The organism is Bacillus arachidis, assembly GCF_030285945.1.
GTDB classification, from domain to species: Bacteria; Bacillota; Bacilli; order Bacillales; family Bacillaceae_G; genus Bacillus_A; species Bacillus_A arachidis.
Map to the genome: position 1 here is coordinate 3,586,095 of NZ_CP127376.1, position 21,903 is coordinate 3,607,997.

23 protein-coding genes and 2 pseudogenes are annotated in these 21,903 nt (G+C 36.2%); 5 read left to right on the plus strand and 20 right to left on the minus strand.

Going from position 1 to position 21,903, the window contains the following annotated elements:
- Positions 1–42 precede the first annotated feature (42 nt).
- From ptsP to glcT, 4 genes are all read right to left on the minus strand, one after another.
- Entirely contained in the window at positions 43–1,755 is a 1,713-nt protein-coding gene (gene ptsP / locus QRY57_RS20020) for a phosphoenolpyruvate--protein phosphotransferase (RefSeq protein ID WP_286015938.1), read from the minus strand.
- Positions 1,755–2,018 carry a phosphocarrier protein HPr gene (ptsH, locus tag QRY57_RS20025; RefSeq protein WP_000411078.1) on the minus strand — a complete coding sequence of 88 codons (264 nt, stop codon included), beginning with the start codon at positions 2,016–2,018 and terminating at the stop codon, positions 1,755–1,757. Before ptsH ends, ptsP begins: the two co-directional genes overlap by 1 nt.
- A gap of 134 nt (positions 2,019–2,152) precedes the next feature.
- Positions 2,153–4,216 carry a PTS glucose transporter subunit IIABC gene (ptsG, locus tag QRY57_RS20030; protein ID WP_286015939.1) on the minus strand — a complete coding sequence of 688 codons (2,064 nt, stop codon included), beginning with the start codon at positions 4,214–4,216 and terminating at the stop codon, positions 2,153–2,155.
- Between the two features lie 339 nt (positions 4,217–4,555).
- A complete protein-coding gene (gene glcT, locus QRY57_RS20035; RefSeq protein ID WP_026590112.1) occupies positions 4,556–5,404 on the minus strand; it encodes a glucose PTS transporter transcription antiterminator GlcT in 849 nt (282 codons plus the stop codon).
- Positions 5,405–5,569: 165 nt separating this feature from the next.
- On the opposite strand from glcT, the gene QRY57_RS20040 reads away from it, so the two are divergent.
- The gene (locus QRY57_RS20040; RefSeq protein WP_286015940.1) at positions 5,570–6,388 is read left to right on the plus strand and encodes an HAD family hydrolase; all 819 of its coding nucleotides are present in this window, start codon (positions 5,570–5,572) and stop codon (positions 6,386–6,388) included.
- A gap of 78 nt (positions 6,389–6,466) precedes the next feature.
- On the opposite strand, the gene phnF is transcribed toward QRY57_RS20040, so the two are convergent.
- The 6 genes from phnF to QRY57_RS20070 all read right to left on the minus strand — a co-directional run bounded on the left by phnF (position 6,467) and on the right by QRY57_RS20070 (position 11,822).
- A complete protein-coding gene (phnF, locus tag QRY57_RS20045; RefSeq protein ID WP_208017013.1) occupies positions 6,467–7,198 on the minus strand; it encodes a phosphonate metabolism transcriptional regulator PhnF in 732 nt (243 codons plus the stop codon).
- The gene (gene nagB / locus QRY57_RS20050) at positions 7,128–7,916 is read right to left on the minus strand and encodes a glucosamine-6-phosphate deaminase (protein WP_026590109.1); all 789 of its coding nucleotides are present in this window, start codon (positions 7,914–7,916) and stop codon (positions 7,128–7,130) included. The genes phnF and nagB overlap by 71 nt, the downstream gene beginning before the upstream one ends.
- A 5-nt stretch (positions 7,917–7,921) precedes the next feature.
- A complete protein-coding gene (nagA, locus tag QRY57_RS20055; RefSeq protein WP_286017913.1) occupies positions 7,922–9,064 on the minus strand; it encodes an N-acetylglucosamine-6-phosphate deacetylase in 1,143 nt (380 codons plus the stop codon).
- 256 nt (positions 9,065–9,320) lie between these two features.
- Positions 9,321–10,223, minus strand: a complete 903-nt coding sequence (locus QRY57_RS20060) for a ComEC/Rec2 family competence protein (protein WP_286015941.1) — start codon at positions 10,221–10,223, stop codon at positions 9,321–9,323.
- A 73-nt stretch (positions 10,224–10,296) separates the two neighbouring features.
- The gene (gene scpB, locus QRY57_RS20065; RefSeq protein ID WP_432804095.1) at positions 10,297–10,854 is read right to left on the minus strand and encodes an SMC-Scp complex subunit ScpB; all 558 of its coding nucleotides are present in this window, start codon (positions 10,852–10,854) and stop codon (positions 10,297–10,299) included.
- Between the two features lie 230 nt (positions 10,855–11,084).
- On the minus strand, positions 11,085–11,822 hold the full coding sequence (locus tag QRY57_RS20070) for a segregation/condensation protein A (protein WP_026590105.1): 738 nt from the start codon (positions 11,820–11,822) through the stop codon (positions 11,085–11,087).
- A gap of 168 nt (positions 11,823–11,990) precedes the next feature.
- Between QRY57_RS20070 and QRY57_RS20075 the strand changes: the two genes are divergently transcribed.
- Entirely contained in the window at positions 11,991–12,086 is a 96-nt protein-coding gene (locus QRY57_RS20075; RefSeq protein ID WP_017151030.1) for a YjcZ family sporulation protein, read from the plus strand.
- A gap of 117 nt (positions 12,087–12,203) precedes the next feature.
- Complete coding sequence (locus QRY57_RS20080) at positions 12,204–12,722, plus strand: DUF309 domain-containing protein (RefSeq protein WP_286015943.1); 519 nt, start codon at positions 12,204–12,206, stop codon at positions 12,720–12,722.
- Positions 12,723–12,742: 20 nt separating this feature from the next.
- On the opposite strand, the gene QRY57_RS20085 is transcribed toward QRY57_RS20080, so the two are convergent.
- Together QRY57_RS20085 and QRY57_RS20090 are read right to left on the minus strand one after the other, a co-directional pair.
- Complete coding sequence (locus QRY57_RS20085; protein WP_026590103.1) at positions 12,743–13,108, minus strand: GNAT family N-acetyltransferase; 366 nt, start codon at positions 13,106–13,108, stop codon at positions 12,743–12,745.
- 569 nt (positions 13,109–13,677) lie between these two features.
- A complete protein-coding gene (locus tag QRY57_RS20090) occupies positions 13,678–14,115 on the minus strand; it encodes a peptidylprolyl isomerase (protein ID WP_026590102.1) in 438 nt (145 codons plus the stop codon).
- A gap of 188 nt (positions 14,116–14,303) precedes the next feature.
- On the opposite strand from QRY57_RS20090, the gene QRY57_RS20095 reads away from it, so the two are divergent.
- Positions 14,304–15,170, plus strand: a complete 867-nt coding sequence (locus QRY57_RS20095) for a DUF1002 domain-containing protein (RefSeq protein ID WP_026590101.1) — start codon at positions 14,304–14,306, stop codon at positions 15,168–15,170.
- A gap of 230 nt (positions 15,171–15,400) precedes the next feature.
- Here the strand turns inward: QRY57_RS20095 and QRY57_RS20100 are convergent, their stop codons facing one another.
- On the minus strand, positions 15,401–16,204 hold the full coding sequence (locus tag QRY57_RS20100; RefSeq protein ID WP_208017009.1) for an HAD family hydrolase: 804 nt from the start codon (positions 16,202–16,204) through the stop codon (positions 15,401–15,403).
- A gap of 146 nt (positions 16,205–16,350) precedes the next feature.
- Between QRY57_RS20100 and QRY57_RS20105 the strand changes: the two genes are divergently transcribed.
- A protein-coding gene (locus tag QRY57_RS20105; RefSeq protein WP_286015944.1) for an IS3 family transposase occupies positions 16,351–17,705 on the plus strand; the annotation gives its coding sequence in 2 pieces (ribosomal slippage) (positions 16,351–16,804 and positions 16,804–17,705; 1,356 coding nt in all).
- 49 nt (positions 17,706–17,754) lie between these two features.
- Here the strand turns inward: QRY57_RS20105 and QRY57_RS20110 are convergent.
- The 7 genes and pseudogenes from QRY57_RS20110 to QRY57_RS27025 form a co-directional block, all read right to left on the minus strand.
- Positions 17,755–19,227, minus strand: coding sequence for a spore germination protein (locus QRY57_RS20110; RefSeq protein WP_286015945.1), 1,473 nt, complete (start codon positions 19,225–19,227; stop codon positions 17,755–17,757).
- The gene (gene spoVAEA / locus QRY57_RS20115; RefSeq protein ID WP_286015946.1) at positions 19,205–19,783 is read right to left on the minus strand and encodes a stage V sporulation protein SpoVABEA; all 579 of its coding nucleotides are present in this window, start codon (positions 19,781–19,783) and stop codon (positions 19,205–19,207) included. The genes QRY57_RS20110 and spoVAEA overlap by 23 nt, the downstream gene beginning before the upstream one ends.
- Positions 19,784–19,788: 5 nt before the next feature.
- Positions 19,789–20,139 carry a stage V sporulation protein AE gene (gene spoVAE / locus QRY57_RS20120; RefSeq protein WP_026590097.1) on the minus strand — a complete coding sequence of 117 codons (351 nt, stop codon included), beginning with the start codon at positions 20,137–20,139 and terminating at the stop codon, positions 19,789–19,791.
- A 3-nt stretch (positions 20,140–20,142) separates the two neighbouring features.
- Entirely contained in the window at positions 20,143–21,159 is a 1,017-nt protein-coding gene (spoVAD, locus tag QRY57_RS20125) for a stage V sporulation protein AD (protein ID WP_026590096.1), read from the minus strand.
- A gap of 12 nt (positions 21,160–21,171) precedes the next feature.
- Positions 21,172–21,630: a stage V sporulation protein AC gene (gene spoVAC / locus QRY57_RS20130; RefSeq protein ID WP_026590095.1), complete on the minus strand. Its 459-nt coding sequence runs from the start codon at positions 21,628–21,630 to the stop codon at positions 21,172–21,174.
- Positions 21,631–21,641: 11 nt separating this feature from the next.
- Positions 21,642–21,749: pseudogene (locus QRY57_RS27235) on the minus strand (stage V sporulation protein AB); the annotation flags it as partial.
- Positions 21,744–21,886, minus strand: a pseudogene (locus QRY57_RS27025) (stage V sporulation protein AA); the annotation flags it as partial. The pseudogenes QRY57_RS27025 and QRY57_RS27235, both read right to left, overlap by 6 nt.
- Positions 21,887–21,903 lie beyond the last annotated feature (17 nt).

The window sequence follows — 21,903 nt, forward strand, 5'->3', positions numbered from 1 at the left end:
ACCTGAGACCGATTTCAAATCGGCTCAGGTTTTCTTTTGTTATTAGATGTTTTTAACTAATTCAACAACTTCTTCAGCAGTTGACATTGTTAATGCTTTTTGCGCTAACTCTTCCATCTCTGCTTTTGACAACTTACTTAGTAGTGTTCTTGCAGGAAGAATAGATGTTGCACTCATGCTAAATTCATCTAATCCTAATCCAAGTAATAGTGGGATTGCAAGTGAATCCCCTGCCATCTCACCACACATACCAGCCCATTTTCCTTCTTTATGAGCAGCATCGATAACCATTTTTACAAGACGTAAAATAGATGGATTATACGGTTGGTATAGGTAAGATACACGTTCATTCATACGGTCAGCAGCCATTGTGTATTGGATTAAGTCGTTTGTTCCGATAGAGAAGAAATCAACTTCTTTTGCAAACTGATCTGCTAATACTGCAGAAGCGGGGATTTCTACCATCATACCTACTTCAATAGCACCAGAAACAGTTGTACCAGCTTGAACAAGTCTTTCTTTCTCTTCTAATAGAATTGCTTTTGCTTGACGGAATTCGTCAAGAGTTGCAATCATTGGGAACATAATTTTTAAGTTGCCATATACGCTTGCACGAAGTAATGCGCGAAGTTGTGTACGGAACACATCTTGTTCTTCAAGGCATAAGCGAATTGCACGGTAACCTAAGAATGGATTCATCTCTTTTGGTAAATGTAAGTATGGAAGTTCTTTATCTCCACCAATGTCAAGTGTACGAACAACAACTGGTTGACCTTCTTTTACACCTTCAAGAACTGCTTTATACGCTTCGAACTGTTCTTCTTCTGTCGGAAGATTGTCACGGCCCATGTATAAGAATTCTGTGCGATATAAACCAACACCTTCTCCACCATTGTCAATGATACCTTGTACATCGTTTGGTGTTCCGATGTTTGCAACAAGCTCAACATGATGTCCGTCGCTTGTGACAGTCGCCTGATCTTTTAATTTCGCCCATTCAGCTTTTTGTTCTTCAAATTTTGCTTTCTTTTCTTCGAAAGTGCGAAGAGTTTCTTCAGATGGGTTTACAATTACTTCTCCATCTAAACCATCGATGATTACGATATCGCCGTTTTGGATTTGTTCCATAACAACTTTTGTACCAACAACAGCTGGAATTTCCATAGAACGAGCCATAATTGCAGAGTGAGATGTACGTCCACCGATATCAGTTGTGAAACCTTTTGCATATTTGCGGTTTAACTGTGCTGTATCAGATGGTGTTAAATCCTCAGCAATGATGATTACTTCTTCAGAAATTGTACTTGGATTTGAGAAGTTAATGCCTAGTAAATGTGCAAGAACACGTTTTGTTACGTCGCGAATATCCGCTGCACGCTCTTTCATATATTCGTTATCCATGTTTTCAAACATAGTAATGAACATTGTTGCAACTTCGTCCATTGCAAATTCAGCATTTATTTTTTCACTATTTACTTTATCTTTTACTGGATTTACTAGTTCTGGATCATTTAGTACTAGTAAATGTGCCTCAAAGATAGCAGCTTTATCAGCACCAAGCTCAGCAAAAGCATGGTCTTTAATTGCTTCTAATTCTGATTTTGCTTTCTCAAGCGCAGCGTCTAAGCGTGCAATTTCTGCAGCTTCGTTCGTAATCGTTTTCTTTTCAATGTTAAATTCAGGATTTTCAAGTCGGAAAGCCTTCGCAATAGCAATCCCACTTGATGCAGCAATCCCTTGAATATTAAGAGTCATTATTCTCCTAATCCTTCGTTTTTCATAGTTTCTTCGATAGCTGCTAGTGCTTGAGCTGCATCATCACCATTTGCAGTGATTTTAATTTCTGCGCCTTGTTGAATACCTAAAGACATAACGCCCATGATTGATTTTAAGTTAACGTTTTTACCATTATATTCTAAGTTAATGTCAGCACCGAATTTGCTTGCAGTGTTAACAAGTAGAGTTGCTGGACGTGCATGAATTCCTGAGTCACTAGTTACTTTAAAGATTTTTTCCATAATAATCTATCTCCTTTAAATACAGTATTTTTTAGTTGTATAGACGTGAGTACTACACCATCTATTGTATATAATGGGCGATGTTCGGTCAACCACATCGCCCATTATAATTATAAACATTTTGCGTCAATTTCTTACTGAATGTCAATAATACTGGCTTCGCCTTTCTTGACATTCCCCTCTTTTTTCAATTCAACTTGTTGTCCTTGCTGTAAATTTGTAAAAATAATTGGTGTAATAATAGATGGTGCATTTTCTTTTACAAATGCTATATCTACTTTTAATAACGGTTGTCCTTGTTTCACTTTATCACCTTGTGCTACAAGTGCTTCAAAACCTTCACCATTTAATTTTACAGTATCAATACCGAAGTGAATTAAAATTTCTTTTCCACCTTCAGATTGAATACCAATTGCATGTTTAGTTGGGAATACATTAACAATCTCGCCGTCAACTGGGGAAACTACCGTTCCTTCTGTTGGCTCAATTGCAAATCCATCTCCCATCATTTTTCCTGAAAATACTTGGTCAGGTACTTCTGTAATCGGTAAAAGCTTTCCTTCAATTGGAGATACAATTGTTTCATTTGTATCAGCTTTTTGTACAGTTTCTTCTACTTTTACAGGTTCTTCTTTTTCAATATGAGGCGTGCGACCTGACATAATATCATGAATTTGTGACTTTAACGTGTCAGATTTTGGTCCGAAAATAGCTTGAATGTTATTTCCTACTTCAAGCACTCCCGCTGCGCCAAGTTCTTTCAAACGATCTTTGTTTACATTCTTTTGTTCGTTAACTTGAACACGTAAACGTGTAATACAAGCATCTAAAGAAGCAATATTCTCTTTACCACCTAGCGCTGCTAAAACTTCGCGTGGCAGTTCGCCTGCTTCTGCTTTTCCTGCACCATCAGTATCTGTTGTTACTTCGCGACCAGGTGTTTTTAAATCCCATTTGCGGATTGCAAAGCGGAATCCGAAGTAGTAAATTACTGCAAGTACAAGACCAACAACAATTACCCACCACCATGCTGTACGGCCTGGTAAAACACCAAATAGCATAAAGTCAATTAAACCACCAGAGAATGTCATCCCAATTTTAACACCTAAAATGTGCATTGTCATAAATGATAAACCAGCAAATACAGCATGTATTCCGAATAATACTGGTGCTACGAATAAGAATGAAAATTCAAGTGGTTCTGTAATACCTGTTAGGAAAGATGTTAATGCAGCAGATCCTAAAATACCAGCTGCCAATTTTTTATTTTCTGGACGTGCTTCATGATACATTGCTAAAGCTGCTGCTGGAAGACCGAACATCATGAACGGATACTTACCAGTTGTAAATGTACCAGCTGTTAATTCTACGCCGTCTTTTAACTGCGCCATAAAGATTTTTTGGTCACCACGGATTAATTCGCCAGCCGCATTTGTATACTGACCGAATTCGAACCAGAACGGTGAATAGAAAATATGATGTAATCCGAATGGAATTAATGAACGTTCAATTAAACCAAAGATAAATGCTGCGATCGTTCTATTTGCATCAATCATTTGATGTGAGAACGCATTTAAGCCACCTTGAATGTATGGCCAAACGAAGCACATGATAATACCTACTACTAAAGAAAATGTTGCAGTTGCGATCGGTACGAAACGCTTCCCTGCAAAGAAACCTAAGTATGATGGTAATTCAATGTCGAAGTATTTATTATAACAATATGCCGCTACTATCCCGACGATAATACCACCAAATACTCCTGTTTGCAGCGTTGGAATCCCTAATACATTTGCATACGCAGGATCCGCAAAACCGATTTTAACTGGATCAGCCCCAGTACTTGTTACTTTCACTAGCTTGTCTACTTCTAAGAACACACTCATCGTTTTGTTCATAATTAAGTAGCCGACGAACGCTGCTAAACCAGCTACTCCGTCCCCACCTGCTAAACCAATTGCTACCCCAACTGCGAATAATAAAGCAAGGTTAGCGAAAATAATGTCACCAGATTGTTCCATAATTTTTGCAACCATTACGAACCAATCCGCTTTTAAAGCAGGAATAAGATTTGTTAATTGTGGATTTTGAAATGCATTACCAAATCCAAGTAAAATACCTGCCGCCGGCAAAATCGCTACTGGAAGCATAAGCGCTTTTCCGACTTTTTGAAGAACACCAAAGATCTTCTTAAACATGGAAACCCTTCCTCTCTTATCTATATTGATACTTTTCGACAAACGCCAAAAAGGCATGAGGAAAAAAAGATAGAACGATAGCTATACAAAGGGTAGTATGTCCCTTTCTTTAGCTTACATTCCCAACTTTTCTCCACTCATGCCTGATCGAATCAGTAACACGTGTCAAAAATAGGTTTACGTATAAGTTCACTATAATTAAGGCAAACGTTTTCGTTACTCACCTTAACGTGTTTGTCGAAATTTGTATAACTTTGTATTAGTAATTATACATAACTATTGTAAGCGATTCAATCATTTTTTTTAACGTTTTCATTTTAGACAAAATATAATATCTTTTTACACATGCTCTGCTTTCACTAATCGTTGTAAGTGCATCGTTAAATACACGCTCTCCGCTTCATATACAGGAAGTTGTAGTTCTTTTTGCATTACCTTAACTAGCTTCCAAGCCAAGTTATAACAGATTGGATATTCTGCTTTTAATAAATCAGCAAATCCCTGCGCTTCTTCTACCTTTTCTCCCTTTTTCACCCGTTCAATTGCATATTGTAAATGACGAATAAGGCGTAAATAATGAATACTTTCTGGATCTAATGTAAGATGTAGATTTGTTTCAATTAATGAAACAAGCTTTGCAATAAGACGAGAGTTTTGATTAACAGAAGATAGATCAGAATTTGTGAGTGAACTATAAATATGAAGTGCAATAAAGCCAATTTCCCCTTCTGGCAATGTAATTTGCAAACGGGAATTTAAAAGTTGTACAACTCCTTCAGCAATTTTGTACTCTTCTGGGTACAGCATTTTTGTTTCAACTAAAAAAGGATTATCTATTGTAAAGCCTTGTTTCAGTCTTTTAATTGCAAAAGAAATATGATCTGTTAAGGCAATATGAATATGCTCGTTTAATGGTGACTGCGCCTTTTCTTGAATATATATCATAATATCGTTCATCAGTTCAATTAATTTTTCGCTCACATGTGGCACTAAAAGCTTATATTGTTCACGGTCACGTTCATTTTTTAAAACAAACATTTTTTCAATTTGCTCCGCTTTTAATACATCTTTCGCTTTCTTCCCAAATCCAATCCCCTTGCCAATCACTACTACTTCCTCATGCTCCTGATGGCTCGCAATGATGACATTATTATTTAAAACTTTTTTAATTTCTAGATAATTATTCATATAACACCACCCTCGTACTTAAATAACCTGCTTTTATGTTACAGAACATCCTTCTTTTTCGTCAATGCAAAACATCTACCATTTTAGAAAAAGTCATATTTTAGACATGATTGCACTATATACGTATAATGTAAGAGCAAATATACATAGAAAGGAGAAAGCAACATGATTAAAATGTTTATAAGCGATATTGATGGTACAATGATGCAGCATGGAGGTTTCATTGATCAAGAAGATATTACTGCACTTCATAGTCTCGCAGAGCAAAATGTGATTCTTTGTTTTGCCTCCGGTAGGCTTGATAATGAAATTGCTGATTTGATGAAAGAGATTGGTACTAACTTTCACCGCATTAGCGTAAATGGTGTATTCGTATATACCCATGAGAATAAACAATTATTGTCTGCGACATTTGATTCTGGCATTTTACCAGATTTGTTAGCAATGACAAAAGAAGAGCCTTATTTTCGTTATGTAAGTGACGAATATAATTATTACATTGAGGAAAAAACACCCTTTATTCATGAACTTGAAAAACAAGTTACAATGACTTCTGTTGAAGAACCAAATTTATTACAAAAAATTGATGATACAATTTTCCCTAATAAAATTTCTGTCGGGGGCACAAAAGAAGACTTACAAGTACTTCAGAAAAAAATCGATGAGAAATTTAGCGGTAAAGTCAGTACCTTTATCTCCGCTGAACAATGCTTAGATGTCATGCCTCCAAATGTTAGCAAAGGGTCCGCCATCTCCGTTTTATTACAAGAATTCCAAATAAAACCTGAAGAAGTTGCTTGCATCGGAGATTCTTACAATGATATTCCGATGTTTAATTTAACACCTCATAGCTTTGCCATGTCACAAGCTGATGATGAAGTGAAAAAGCACGCACAATATGTCGTAGACTCTGTAAAAGACGCTGTAGAACACGCGATAACTTACAACTCCAAACGAAATAAAAATACGACTCACTCCCTATAAGGATGAGTCGTATTTTTATTTCTCTACATATCCAATGGCTGAATCGAAAGTTTAATACATTTCACAAAATAAAATATATTACTTGTTTCGTGAAATACTCGTAATAAACTTATAACGATCACCACGATAAATACATTTCACGTATTCTAGCGGTAATTCGCTTTCTGCATATGACCATTGTCTCATTACAAGTACAGGTGCTTTCTTTGGAATATGCAGATGCTCCGCTTCATTATCCGTTGCAATTGAAGCTTCAATTGCTTGGGTAGCACGAACAAGTTTAAAGCCTAATTTTTTCTCTAAATGTTCGTATAAGGATTGTTGCAGAATTTCTTCATTAATATCTTTTACAAGAGTTGGTGACAAATATGTCGTCTCAAAAGCAATCGGTTCGTCATCAGCTAAGCGGATACGCCTTACTTCATACACCGATTCTCCCTCTTGTATCCTAAGCCGCTCTGCTATTTTAGCAGTAGCTGGAACTACGCGGAAGCTTAATAATTGGCTGCTTGGTTGCATACCGCGAGAAAGCATATCCTCTGTAAATCCGGTCATCCCTTGCAGCTTCTGCTCCACTTTCGGAAGTTGAACAAACGTTCCAATTCCACGTTTTCGATATAAATACCCTTGCTCCACTAAGTTATTAATTGCCTGTCTGATTGTCATGCGACTTACTTCGAACTTATCACAAAGTTCATTCTCAGATGGAATTTTATCTCCCGGCTTCCATTCACCGTCCTCAATTAGCTGTTTCACCCACTCTTGAATCTGATAATAGATCGGAAATGGTGAATACTTGTCGATGTTCATCAGCAATCGCCTCACTGCATAAAGATAGAGCTTCTGGATCGGCAATTACAGTTACACTCGGATGACGTTGTAATACTGTAGCAGGACACGCTTCGCTATACTTACCTTGCAATAATTCCTTAATTGCTTCTGCTTTTTTCGGTCCCATAGCAACAAGGAGAATTTGTTTCGCTTTCATAATGCTTCCAATACCCATTGTAATCGCATGGGTTGGCACATCTTCTTCTTTTTCAAAGAAGCGAAGATTTGCTTGGCGTGTAGACTCTGTTAATTCTACAATGTTAGTTGAAGAATTAAACGCTGTCCCTGGCTCGTTAAATCCGATGTGACCGTTTTCACCGATTCCAAGAATCTGTAAGTCAACTGGGTTAGCTGTTAGAATGCTTTCATAACGCTTACACTCTTCTTCTAAATCACTTGCCATCCCATTTGGTACATAAGTTTCTTTAAAAGGAAGATGATCAAACAACTGTTCTTTCATAAAGTAATGATAGCTGTTTTTATCTTCATGTGGTAAATTTACGTACTCATCTAAGTTTACAGTGGTTACACGGCTTGTATCAAGTTTATTTTTTCGCATTTCTGCATAAATACCAAGTGGAGAGCTTCCAGTAGCCATTCCTAATGTTGGGTTTTCTTTTGATTTTATAACTTCTTCAATTAATTTATAGCCTGCTTCTGCTAATTCTTCCGAAGTTTTTACAACAAGAATATTCATCCTACTTACTTCCCTTCTTTCATATGGATTCCTAATCGAACTGTATCATATACATGTAAATCTTGGGTCATAACAACAAAGTCAGCATCTTTGCCTACTGCTAATACACCTTTATTCGTTAATTCAAACTCTTCAGCTTGGTTAACTGATGTCATAAGAACAGCATCTTCAACAGAACATCCTGTGAATTCAATTACATTTCGGAATGCTTGATCCATTTTCAAGATACTACCAGCTAATGTTCCATCTTCTAACCTTGCGCTACCGTCTTTTACATGTACCGGCTGTCCACCAAGTTCATATAATCCATCTTCTAAACCTTTTGCACGCATTGCGTCAGTAATGACACTTACTTTTTTAGGGCCCTTTAATTTATATGCTAACTTCACCATATCTGGATGAATATGAATACCATCTGTAATAACTTCAACCATTACATCTGGATTTAATAACACATGACCAACAACTCCTGGTTCACGGTGATGTAAACCACGCATTTGATTGTATAAGTGTGTAGCATGTGTAATGTTTCTATTTTTTAATTGTGCATCAATTGCATCTGTATGTCCCATTGTACCAACAACACCAGTTTCAGCAAGATACTGTTCAAACTCTATCGCACCATCTTCTTCTGGCGCATACGTTACTAATTTAATTAAATTACCGCTTGCCTCTTGCCATTGTTTAAATTGTTCAATATTCGCAGGAACGATATGCTCAAGTGGCTGTGCTCCTGCACGTTTTTTTGAAACATATGGTCCCTCTAAATGAATATATTCAAAATGCGCTCCTTTTTCTTTCGCCTCTTTTGCAGCTATTAATGCCGCTTCAATTGCTTCTGGAGCTTGCGTCATTGTTGTTGGGAAATAAGTTGTAACCCCTTCTTTTAACATTTCTTTACCAAGGGTTACCAATCCATCGCTATTTGTATCCATCGCATCAATATCGTATCCACCATGAATATGAACATCGATCATACCTGGAATCACAATTTTTCCTTCTGCATCAAATACAGTTTCATTTTTTTGTGATACATATTGAGTCATCAAACCAATTTTTTCAATTTTTTCTGCGTAACGAATAAATCCACTTTCCATTACTTCGTGACCTGTATAAATTTTGGCATTGATGACAACTTGCGTTTTCATTTTCATCGATCCTTTCCCATGAAATACCTACTTGTATTATTACCTATTTGCCTAATTCCATCTTAATATATACATGAGTAGTTGTCTATACATTAAAAACAAATTTCCTCTTTTATGATTAAAAAAGGAAATTTACTTTTCTTATCTAATTATAATATATACTATTCACTTTTTCCAAAAGAAGACAATGAACCTTTTTCGAAATTTGGTATCGATTTCTTATTTGATTCAAAATGTAACCATAAGTGATATCGAGTTACTTTAATAATGGAAGTGGAGGGTTGGACCACATTACAATATGTTCTCCATCCGTTTCAATATCTACTGTTCGTTTATCGGTTACATACGTCATCACACCATATCTCTTTAATCTTTTTACTACACTTTGGTGTGGATGCCCATATGGATTTTTTTTATCATAAGAAAGAATAGCAAATTGAGGATTTACCTTCTTTAGAAATTGTTCACTGGTTGACGTATATGAGCCATGGTGACCTACTTTTAAAACATCTGCATGTATATCATATCGCTTCATTATTTTTTTTTCAGTTTGTATATCCGCATCTCCCATTAACAAAAAATCAGCTTTGCCATATCGAACCTTTAAAACGATCGATGATTCATTATTTTCATCCTTTGATTCCCCGTTATTTAACACTTGAATTGCAACTTGGGGATCTAACGGAATATGCTGGCCTTGTTTTACACGAACAAACGGAATACCCCTCTTTTTAATATTGTTCCTATACGTATGATATGTAAAAGAACTATAGGTTTTGCCGCTATCTAATACAAGTGACACTGGCATTTGTTCTATAATCGGGATAAGCCCACCTATATGATCCATATCTGGATGAGTCCCTACCACAACATCTAAATGATTGATTCCCTTTTCAACTAATTTTTGAATAATTATCTCTCCAGCCTCATAAGGTCCTCCATCGATTAACACAGTTTGACCATTAGGTAAGATAATAAGTATAGCATCACCTTGTCCTACCTTAAAAAAGCTCATCTTCATTCTTCCTAAATGTGGACGTTGCACGGGAAAAGAAGACGCAGTATGAACAGACGTCATATATCTTTTGGCAGATGTGCTGTTTAATGCAAAACATAATAAAACAGAAACTAGCAATAGAATAATCCGTACTCTTTTCATAATCCGTCTCCTTTTTCATTTAGTATGACACGAGGCGTATTTCATATACAAAAAAGCTTAGCAATGTGCTAAGCTACGATTTTGACAGTTCCTGCAAGGAGCCAAAGAATAAGTCTGCTTCATTCATTTGTTCATCTTCTTCAGAAAGAGCTGGTAAATCATCTAATGTTTGAAGTCCAAACGTATCTAAGAACTCTTTCGTAGTACCATATAAAATCGGACGCCCTGGTCCTTCCGCTCGACCCGTTTCTTTTATAAGTAAGTGCGAAACCAATGTTTGCAATGCTCGATCTGTTTTCACACCACGAATTTCTTCCATCTCCGTTCTTGTAATTGGCTGACGATAAGCAACAATCGCCAATGTTTCAAGAGCGGCCTGAGAAAGAGAAGCGGCGGTTGGGGTATTCATCAATTTTTGATAATAAGGAGCATGTTCTTTTTTTGTAGCAAAGCGATACACTTTTGCAAATTGTACAATTTGCAAACCTCTCTGCATCCCTTCACATTCCCTTTGCATTTCCTCGATCATCTGAATTACATCTTTCACTTCAACCTCAAGTACTTTTGCAATTTGTTCCGGGTAAATTCCTTCATCACCCGCAACAAATAAAAGTCCCTCAATAATTGCCATTTTGTCTTTTCTATCCAACGTACAATCTCCTTTCTTATACTTTTCCATGCAAAAATGTCCATAGTAAAAACCGAATCACAGTATATTGCGTCCGGTCCAACATTCCTTCTATTGTTCCTAAACACGATCATGTGAATCTTTGATCAGTGGGCGTATTTCCACTGATCATTACTTTCACTCATCAAATACTTACTGCTAGTTTTCCTCACAATCTTAAGATGCAAGTTCTACTAGGCTTTAGAACGAGTCAAAAAGATTTCATCAAAATTGTGTTCTTGCTCAATAATAATTTGTTGATTTTTCATGAGTTCTAGTACAGCTAAAAACGTTACAACCATTACTTCACGCTCTTCATCAACAAATAAGTCATAAAAGCTTTGGCGTCCTTCCGCTATTTCTAATTGCTTTAAAATATCACTCATACGTTGTTCAATCGGGATTTCTTGACGAGTAATTCTTGTTGTTACTGGACGTTTGGATTTTTTACGACGCAAAAGTTTTTGAAATGCCGCTAACATATCATATAGTGTGACATCGAGAGGTAAACTTGTCTCCTCTTCTGACTGAAACGATGTAAAATCAATTGGTGGACGTGTAAAAAGTTGCGCTCTCTCTTGTTCTCTCTCTTTTAATTCAGTAGCAACTTGCTTGTATTTTTTATATTCAATTAACCGCTCCATCAACTCTTGACGGGGATCATCTATAAAGTCTTCACCATTATCAGGTACATCTTCCTCTTGTTTCGGTAACAGCATTTTACTTTTAATTTGCAATAGCGTTGCAGCCATCACCAAATACTCACTTGCAACATCCAATTGCAAGTCTTTCATCGTATGAATATAGGATAAATACTGCTCTGTAATTTCCGCTACAGGAATATTATATATATCGATTTCATAACGATGAATTAAATGTAACAATAGATCTAAAGGCCCTTCAAAAGCCTCTACTTTAAAATTATATTGCACAAAGCATCCCACCACATTTTTTCTATAACAACATAAGTATAGAGCATACTTATGTTCTATCCAACCTTTTTCAGAAATTTAGTTAAAAATAGACACCTGCCCATGCAACAATGCCCACCCTTTCATATGATAAAAATGTAGTAAGTTCAATGTAGGAGGTAAAAAACTATGGGCCATGTTGATTGTGGTTTTCACGGCGGTTTCGCTTTACTTGTTGTGCTCTTTATCTTATTAATCATTGTAGGCGCGGCTTGTTTCTGCTAATGCAGAATATAATAAACGACTAGAGGTTCTCTAGTCGTTTATTATTTATCACGCTTTTTTCGGAATTTCACTTCATGATACACTGTACATAAGACTATTTAGACAGGAGTGAAAAGAATGTATCCTACAGCATACATACAGTTTTTAATTCATTTTCATGGTGATTACGATTATTTTGAATGTCATGAAGTATTAGAGGAGCATTGGAAATTAAAACCTCGAGAAGAGCGGGACAACTATTGGGTTGGTTTTATTCAAATAGCAGTTTCTTTATATCATCACAGACGCTCAAATTGGAATGGTTCACTACGAATGATGAAAAGCGCCATTACTATTTTAAATAAAGAAAGTAAACAAGTGCACAAATTAGGTCTGAATCACTCCAAACTTTTAACTATATTACAAAAACAATTACTGTCTATTCAAGCGAAAGAACCTTTCACACCTATATTTTTACCTTTTTCAGATTCTTCTTTAGAAAACACATGCCGGCAATTATGTACAGAAAAAATGATTCCTTGGAAAGATGCTCAGTCGCTACCTACTGAATACATTATCCATAAGCATAAATTACGTGACAGAAATGCTGTAATTGCCGAACGAAACGAACAGCTAAAAAAAAGAAAGCAGAGATGACATGGTTCCTATCTCTGCTTTTATGAATGTATATTCTGTTCAACTTCCTGACACTTTTCGCAAAAACTCGCAGTTTGTTCATTACCACAAATCATAGCATCTTGAAACTTATTTTTTAACTCTTGTACCATCTTCGTTCCAATCCCCATGTGACGATGAGACGGATTTACACTAATATGTTGAATCTTTAATACATCTTCTTCTTTAATAACTCCAATTATCCCAACAAAATCATCATTTTGTTTCCACAAATACAGTTGCCAATGATCATTTTTATCATATTCCTTCATTGTCACCTGTAAAGTTTTCACATCTTTTTCAGTCGGCATAAAAGAAAGAAGCCCCATTGCAATCTTTTCATAACTTTTTTTAAAACGAATTAACATAAACCTTATCCCTTCTTACAAAAGTTACAAACCATGTATCCCCTCTACTACTATTTTTACATCATATCCATTTTACAATATTTTCACTGTAGTGAGAAGGGCTGCCAAAACAACCTGATAATCATACAAAGAGAATTTAGGAAAGTCAAATGTATAATATTCCTTTATTTTCACTAATAAAATAAACGAAAACTCACTTTCCTAAAATGAACTCAGCTTCTCTCAGAACTGATTGAACTACAAAGCTTATTGACTTCGAATAGCAAAATACATCTTCACTGTATTCTATGTATTTTTATAAAAATAGTTTTATTGCAAAAAGTTTAGTTAGCTATAAAAACTTTTCTATCTACTCTCTTATCATTTACTGCACATTACTTACAAATTCCTGTTTATAGATTAAAACTTTTCTTATTTAAGTTTTCTCTCCAACTGCCACTACAAACATTGAACACAGCAAACTTTTATACCCAAATATTTCTAATCTTCTTTACATATCATGTGAAATTTTGAATGATGATTCTTTAACAGCGAAAAAAATAAAAAGAGAGCACAGTGCTCTCTTCAGCTTACTCTTCCCAAACTTTAACTTCTTTCATTACATCGCCTTGACGCATGTTTAATACTGTTTCAATGCCGCTTGTTGCTTTACCAAACACAGTATGTACACCGTCTAAATGTGGTTGTGGCTCATGAACGATAAAGAACTGGCTACCACCTGTATTACGGCCAGCATGTGCCATAGAAAGTGAGCCAACTACATGTCTATGAGGATTTTCATCAGTTTCACATGGAATAGAGTAACCAGGGCCACCTGCTCCTGTTCCCGTTGGATCTCCACCTTGGCTTACGAAACCAGGAATAACACGATGGAATGTAACCCCATTATAGAAACCTTGATTTGCTAATTTTTTAAAGTTTTCAACTGTTTTTGGTGCTTCCTCCGAGAAAAATTCCAATTCGATTTTTTCTCCGTTTTCCATTAATATGTATCCTAAAGTTTTCATGCTTATATGTCTCCTTTCGACTATCTCAGCACTATATTACCATATTCGTGCTCAGAAACAAAAAGAATCCGACAATCTGCATACTTCTTTTTTAAAATCAGTACGAAGACGGATGACAAATTTTTAAAATATACTATAATTACTTTGTTGCCCGCAAATTTCAAGAAAAAGAAAGGGAGCGATTTTTCGTGAAAACGAAACTATTAGCTCTGCTATTAGCTGTTACGGTATTTATGATTCCGTCAGCTTCATTTGCAGACGTGATTGAGGGAGAATCAATCGTTACATTAGGAGAAAATTTATCTGAACAACAAAAACAGGAGCTTTTAAAAGAAATGAAAGCGCCAAAAGATGCGCAAGTTATTACTGTCTCTAATGCGGAAGAACATAAATTTTTAGAAGGCATCGTTCCAAAATCACAAATTGGTACAAGAGCGATTTCCTCTTCTATGATTACGTATACAAAACCAGGATCTGGTCTTATTGTACGGGCAAAAAATATTAACTGGGTAACAGATGCAATGTACACAAATGCACTTATCACAGCAGGTGTCAAAGATGCAGAAATCCAGATTACAGCACCATTTAAAGTATCAGGAACAGCTGCTTTAACGGGATTAATGAAAGCTTACGAAACTACAGCAAACAAAGAAATTCCTGAAGAAGTAAAAAAAGTAGCTAATGAAGAAATGGTACAAACAGCTAAGCTTGGTGATAAAATCGGTGACGAGAAAGCTGTTCAACTTGTTGCAAAAGTAAAAGAAGAAATTGCCAAAGAACAGCCGAAGACCACAGAGGATTTACGTGCGCTAATTAAAAAGATTGCTGATCAACTCGGTATTACACTAACAGATGAGCAATTAGATAACTTAGTTTCATTATTTGATAAAATGAAAAATTTAAATATTGACTGGAACCAAGTTGGTAGCCAATTAAATAAAGCGAAAGAACATGTTTCAGCCTTCTTAGGGTCTGAAGAAGGACAAAGTTTCCTAGATAAGATAAAAGATTTTTTCTCTAGTATCATTGATTTTATTAAATCATTATTTAAGTAATAAAAGCTCGTCAGTGACGAGCTTTTTCTTTATACATCCAAATTTAAAAACGACATAAACCATCTTTTTTAGACGGGAGAGATCATCGCCCCATGCTTTGTGAAGACAAAAAGAGAAAATGAGTGGATATTTCTGTTTGTTTTCATAGCTGCGACTTATATGCAGGAAAACAAAATGGATTTATCCCACTATTTGCGGACAGTTACACTCTCATCTCAAAATGTTTCACTTTATACAAGCAAGGGTAACTTCATAATAGCTTCCTCTACAGAACGAACAACGTGACGCGCCTTTTCCTTTACATAGGGATGTGCATGATGAAGAGCAAAAGAATGTGGTGTTACTGTAAACATGGAAATATCATTGAAAGAATCACCAATACATGCTACTTCATGCGCTTCAATGTTTAAATGCTCCATCAACCGTTTTAAAGCACTTCCTTTACTAACCCCTATTGGCATAATATCCACATAGCCTTTTCCAGAAATAAAAATTTCAGCTTGTTCATGAAAAGTTTCTCTTAGCTCTTCATCTAATGTCACAATCTTTCCTGCTTCTCCATACACAAACAACTTTGAAGGATGGACTGTTTTACCAAACTCTTCTTCTAATGTTTCTATCTCCGCAATATGCACACTCATATATTCTTCAAAAGCATAATGATGTTCATTTTTCTTTTTGGTATATCTCTGCTCTTTTGCACATACAATATCAGCTAGTCTTTTTTCATGTATATATCGATATATTTCCTGGGCAACTTGATCATTAAATTTCGATTCATGGAATATTTGCCCGTTTGGTAATAGCATGGTAGCTCCATTTAAACCTGTCGTATAATATGGAAATCCGAATCTTCTAACCACATCTTGGATCCTATGTGTAAAACGGCCAGAAGCAAAGCAAATATTCGTTCCTTTTTCCGCTAACCAACAAAGTGCTTTTTCATCTTCTTTATGAATATGGCTTACATTATAAACGAGTGTATCGTCTAAATCACTTACAAATAGTTTGATCATGCTCTCTTCCCCTTTCATACACAATTTCTACTCTAAGTGTACGAAAAAAATGTTGTCTTTTTGTTACAAAACGATAAATTTATAATAAAAAATAAGCAGGAGAACGATGAACTGCACCCCAATTGTTAGACACATAATCTAACAATTGGAGGTGCAGTTTTTCTATGGCTAAATTTACGGTTGATGAAAAAATACACATCGTTCTACGTTATTTGAACGGAAATGAAAGTTATCGAGAAATTGGTAAAGCGATCGGCATAAGAGACACAGTAATTTTGAATTGGGTAAACCAATATAAGCAGAATGGTGTGGAAGCTTTCCTAAAACGGTATACAAATTACACACAACAATTTAAACTAGACGTACTAAATTTTATGATTGAAAACGGTACGTCCTTAATTGAAACGGCAGCTATCTTTAACATTCCTGCCCCTTCAACGATTATTGTTTGGAAAAAACAACTCGAAACACAAGGAATTGGTGCCCTTCAATCAAAGAAAAAGGGGCGTCCATCCATGAAAAAAGTGTCGAATAAACAATCAAGACAAGCACCAGTTGAAGGATCAGTCGAAGCACTTGAAGCACGTATTAAACAGCTTGAAATGGAAAATGAGTACTTAAAAAAGTTGAATGCCTTAGTTCAAAACAAGGAAAAGTCACTAAACAGGACAAAGCGCAAGTAGTCTATGAATTAAGGCATAAATATTCGGTGAAGGCACTCGTGGAGCTAGCTGATATTCCACGAAGCACGTATTATGATTTAGTGAAGAAAATGAATCGTCCGGATCTAGATACCGATTTGAAAGCTGAGATTAAAGCGATTTATGAGGAAAATGAAGGGCTTTATGGCTACCGTCGCATTCGTGATGAGTTAACGAATCGTGGTCAGAAAGTGAATCACAAGAAGGTTCAGCGCATTATGAAAGAGCTTGGATTAAAGTGTGTTGTGCGTATGAAAAAATATAAGTCTTATAAGGGGAAATCCGGTAAAATTGCACCAAATATTTTAGAGCGCAATTTTAATGCAAATGCCCCGAATCAAAAATGGGTAACAGACATCACAGAGTTTAAATTGTTTGGAGAGAAACTTTATTTATCACCTGTATTAGACTTGTATAACAGTGAAATTATTACATATACAATTGGCTCTAGACCGACGTATTCACTTGTTTCAGAAATGTTAGAGAAAGCATTAGAACGTTTACCTGAAAATCACCAGCTACTGATGCATTCAGATCAAGGGTGGCATTATCAAATGAAACAATATGTCCGTACACTTGAATCAAGAGGTATTGTGCAGAGTATGTCTCGAAAAGGAAACTGTTACGACAACGCAGTAATGGAGAATTTCTTTGGGATCATGAAGTCGGAATTCCTCTACATAAAAGAGTTTGAAAGTGTAGAGCATTTTAAAATAGAATTAGAAAAATATATAGATTACTATAATACGAAACGGATAAAGGCAAAATTAAAAATGAGCCCGGTGCAATACCGGACTCACTTTTATCAAGCTGCCTAATGAAATAACCGTGTCTAACTTTTAGGGGTCACTTCAGAAACGATCCTGCTTATTTTTGTCTACGTATATTTTGTGGATGTACAATACTTGGACGCACTTTTAAACTAGACATGGTCGGGCGTAATAATATTGTTTTTAATGCCCCCCAATCAAATGGTAAAAACGGCCATAAATATGGTGTTTGCAAACTTTTGATGGACGTTAAAAATAAAATTAACATCGTCATGCCAATTACAAATCCTATCTCATGGAAGAAGCCAGTTAAAATAATGACAAATAATTTTCCTATTTTGTTTCCAAGTCCTAATTCGTAACTTGGCGTTGCATATATTCCAATCATTGAAACCGCCGTATATAAAATAACTTCTGGAACAAATAATCCAACGTCAATTGCAATTTGCCCAATTAAAATCGCTGAAATTAAGCCGGTAGCTGATGATAGAGGAGTTGGTGTATGAATCGATGCCATTCGCAAAAATTCAAGTCCAATATCGGCCATAACTATTTGTAATAATATAGGGAGATTGGTCATTTTATTTGGTCCAATGAAAGCAAGTTTTTCTGGTAACAACGTTGGATCGAACACAAAAACGAGCCAAAACGGTAATAAAAACAAAGAAAATATAATACCTACAAAACGAACCCATCTCAAAAATGTACCAACTGCCGGATTTTGCCTAAACTCTTCCGCATGCTGTACATGGTGAAAATAAGTTGTTGGTGTAATCATTACGCTTGGTGATGTATCAACAATGACTAATACATGTCCTTCTAATAAATGATTTGCCGCTACATCAGGTCTTTCTGTATAACGAATGAGCGGGAAAGGATTATAGCCTTGCTTTACTAAAAATTCTTCAATCGTTTTGTCAGCCATCGTAATCCCATCTACTTCAACACTCTCTAGCTCTTGCTTAATAATTTTTATCAAATCTGGATTCGCAACATCTTGAACATACGTAATGCAAATATCCGTTTGCGATCTATCCCCTACCCGAATAATTTCGTTTCGAAGGCGCGGATCACGAATACGTCTTCTTATCAATGCTGTATTAACAACAATGTTTTCCACAAAACCATCTCTTGCCCCGCGCACTACTTTTTCTGTATCCGGCTCTGTCGGTGTTCGGCCTGGATAACTACGAACATCAATTACAAAAGCTTCTGTTTCACCTTCTACAAAAATAATTACAAGACCAGATAAAACTTGTAGCATTACTTCATCCATCGTTTTCACTTTACTTACTTGTTGATGGATAAGTCGATTTTCTAAAAGCTTTACGGTATTCTCACCAACATCCCTTATCTCATTTGTATCAACTGCTTCTTCTAAAATCGGGATAATATAGTTTGTATCACACAATCCATTTACAAATAATACACCAATCTCTTTATCAAGAATTTGAAACTTACGAATCCCTACATCAAATGTGACACCAAGTCCAGCTGTTTGTTTCAAATAATTTTCATTATCACTTATGAAGGAAGAAATCGGGATATTAACTTTCTTTTGTTTCATCATAAAACCCACTTCTTTCTAAAATTAATTGAATTGCTTTTTTTGTAATTGGCGATCCTCGCTCCCACTCATCATTTCTACACATCTTTCCTATATCACCAATCCCTACAATTACAGGGACAGTTAATTCATCTAAACAATAAATCGTATCTCCATTAATTCTGCCAATTTCACCATCGGGGAGTCCAAATTTATCAACACCATATTCTGTTAATCTGCCTTCTCGATCTATACTGATATCTACACGAGCCCACTCCCAATGATGTGTATTAGATGCAACGGCTAAAATACCAAGAACATCAATTTGTTTATGCATTGCCACATATTTTAGCGCCTTTTCACCGGAACCCTCCCCTATAAATCCACTATCATCAAACATAACAAATACAGGGTCATATGGCGTTTGCATAATTAGCTCCACAATCTTCTTTCCCGTCAATTTTGTTGGATTGCTTTGCGATGCAGAAATACACCTTCCGCCAAATTCCTTTGCTAACAGCTCAATCGTTCGTTTTGCATATTCATCTCCATCTGTCACCAAGATAACCCTTCGTCTCATTTGATTTATCCTTTCGGTTTACATATAAGTGCTACAAAAAATGCAAATAATATCGCTGCTGAAATACCTGAAGAAGTTAAGCTAAACATGCCAATTCCAATTCCTAAATAACCATGTTTTTCAGCCGCCTCTAGTGCCCCGTGTAAAAGGGAATGTCCAAAGCTCGTTATAGGAACAGTTGCACCTGCACCTGCAAATTTTATGAGCTTATCATATAGTCCAAAACTATCTAAAATCGCTCCAATCACTACAAACGTTGCCATCAAATGTGCAGGGGTTAATTTAGCAAAATCCAATAAAATCTGTCCTATAACACAGATAGCTCCTCCAACGATAAACGCATATATAAAATCCACAATTCACACCCCTTTTACCCTTTCAAATACAACCCCATGTGCAATTGTCGGAATCGTTTCTTTTTGTTGAATCATAATCGGGCTTAACAATGCTCCTGTTGCAACTACAAAAATACGTTGTAAGTTTCCCTTTTGCATTTCTTTTAATAAATGACCGTATGTTACAACTGCCGAACAAGCACACCCGCTTCCACCTGCAAAGACCTCTTCTTGATCCCCATAATAAATCATTAATCCGCAATCATTATATACATTCCCTAAATCATATCCTTCCTCGAGTAAAAGTTGCTTCGTAATTGGCGCTCCAACACCTGATAAATCACCTGTAACGATTAGATCATAATCTGCTGCGCTTCTTCCTAAATCTTCAAAATGCTGTTGAATTGTATGAGCAGCAGCAGGCGCCATTGCTGACCCCATATCAAAAGGATCTGCAATTCCTAAATCTTGCACTACCCCAATGGTTGCAGCTGTTACTTTAATATTGCTCTGTTCTTTACTAATTAAAACTGCCCCTGCTCCTGTAACAGTTGATGTTGCTGTACCAGGTCTTTGCCCCCCGTATTCTGTCGGATAACGGAACTGCCGTTCGGCAGTTGCATTATGACTACTAACTGTAGCTATCACACGGTTAGCAAATCCTCCATCAATAAAAGCCGATCCAATTGCTAATGTTTCCATTGATGTCGCACAAGCACTGAACATGCCTAACAAAGGAATTCCAAGCTCCCGAGCCACGTAATTTGCTGTAACAGTTTGGTTTAATAAGTCGCCTGCTAAAAGAAAATCAATTTGCGAAGGCTTTACATCTCCTTTTTGCATGACTTGCTGAATTGAATCATTCATCAATCGTCTTTCAGCGAGTTCCCAATTCTCTTCCTGACAGTGCAATTCATCATATGAAATATCAAAACACTTTCCAAGAGGACCTTCCGCTTCTTTTGGACCGACAGCAGTACCTGTTGCATTCACAAATATATTATTTTGAAATACCCATGTTTGCTTCCCTGTCAATCTCATATCTAGTCTCCTTTAAGATAACCAAAGTTTAAACGTATATCGAATTAGACCAACAATGTATGCTCCAACAACACCAAAGACAATTACACTTCCAGCAAGCTTAAACATATTTGTCGCAACCCCGAGTACAATTCCCTCACTACGATGCTCAATTGCCGCACTTGCCATTGAATTTGCAAATCCAGTAACAGGAACTGCTGAACCAGCCCCCCCAAATTGACCGATTTTATCATACACACCCAATCCCGTTAACACAGCTGATAATAATACAAGCGTTGCTATTGTAGGATTTCCGGCATTTTGCTCACTGAAGTGAAAATAGTGCATATAAAATTTCATCAAGCATTCACCTACTGTACAAATCAGCCCCCCTACGACAAACGCTTTTACACAATTCATCACATAATTTGACTTTGGGTGATAATCTTTTACTTTATGTATGTAATCATCTTTTAATTTATTTTGTGTCATCTTAATACCTCCTACCTTGCAAAATAAATCCAATGAAACAAAGACCCCATTACCTTTCCAAGCACAAGTGCAACGAGTGGAACCACAATTTCCCCATCTTCCCCGACACGTTTTGTGATTTTATAAACGAGTTGTTTTTTATTTTCTCTACTATGCTAAAATCTCCAACAACTTGTGCAATCTCTTCAATCTTCACCTCATATGAAGGAGATATCCTCAGCCTATTTCGCATTTTGAGATAGATTGTTCGCTCCACTTCACTCATCTCTTCAC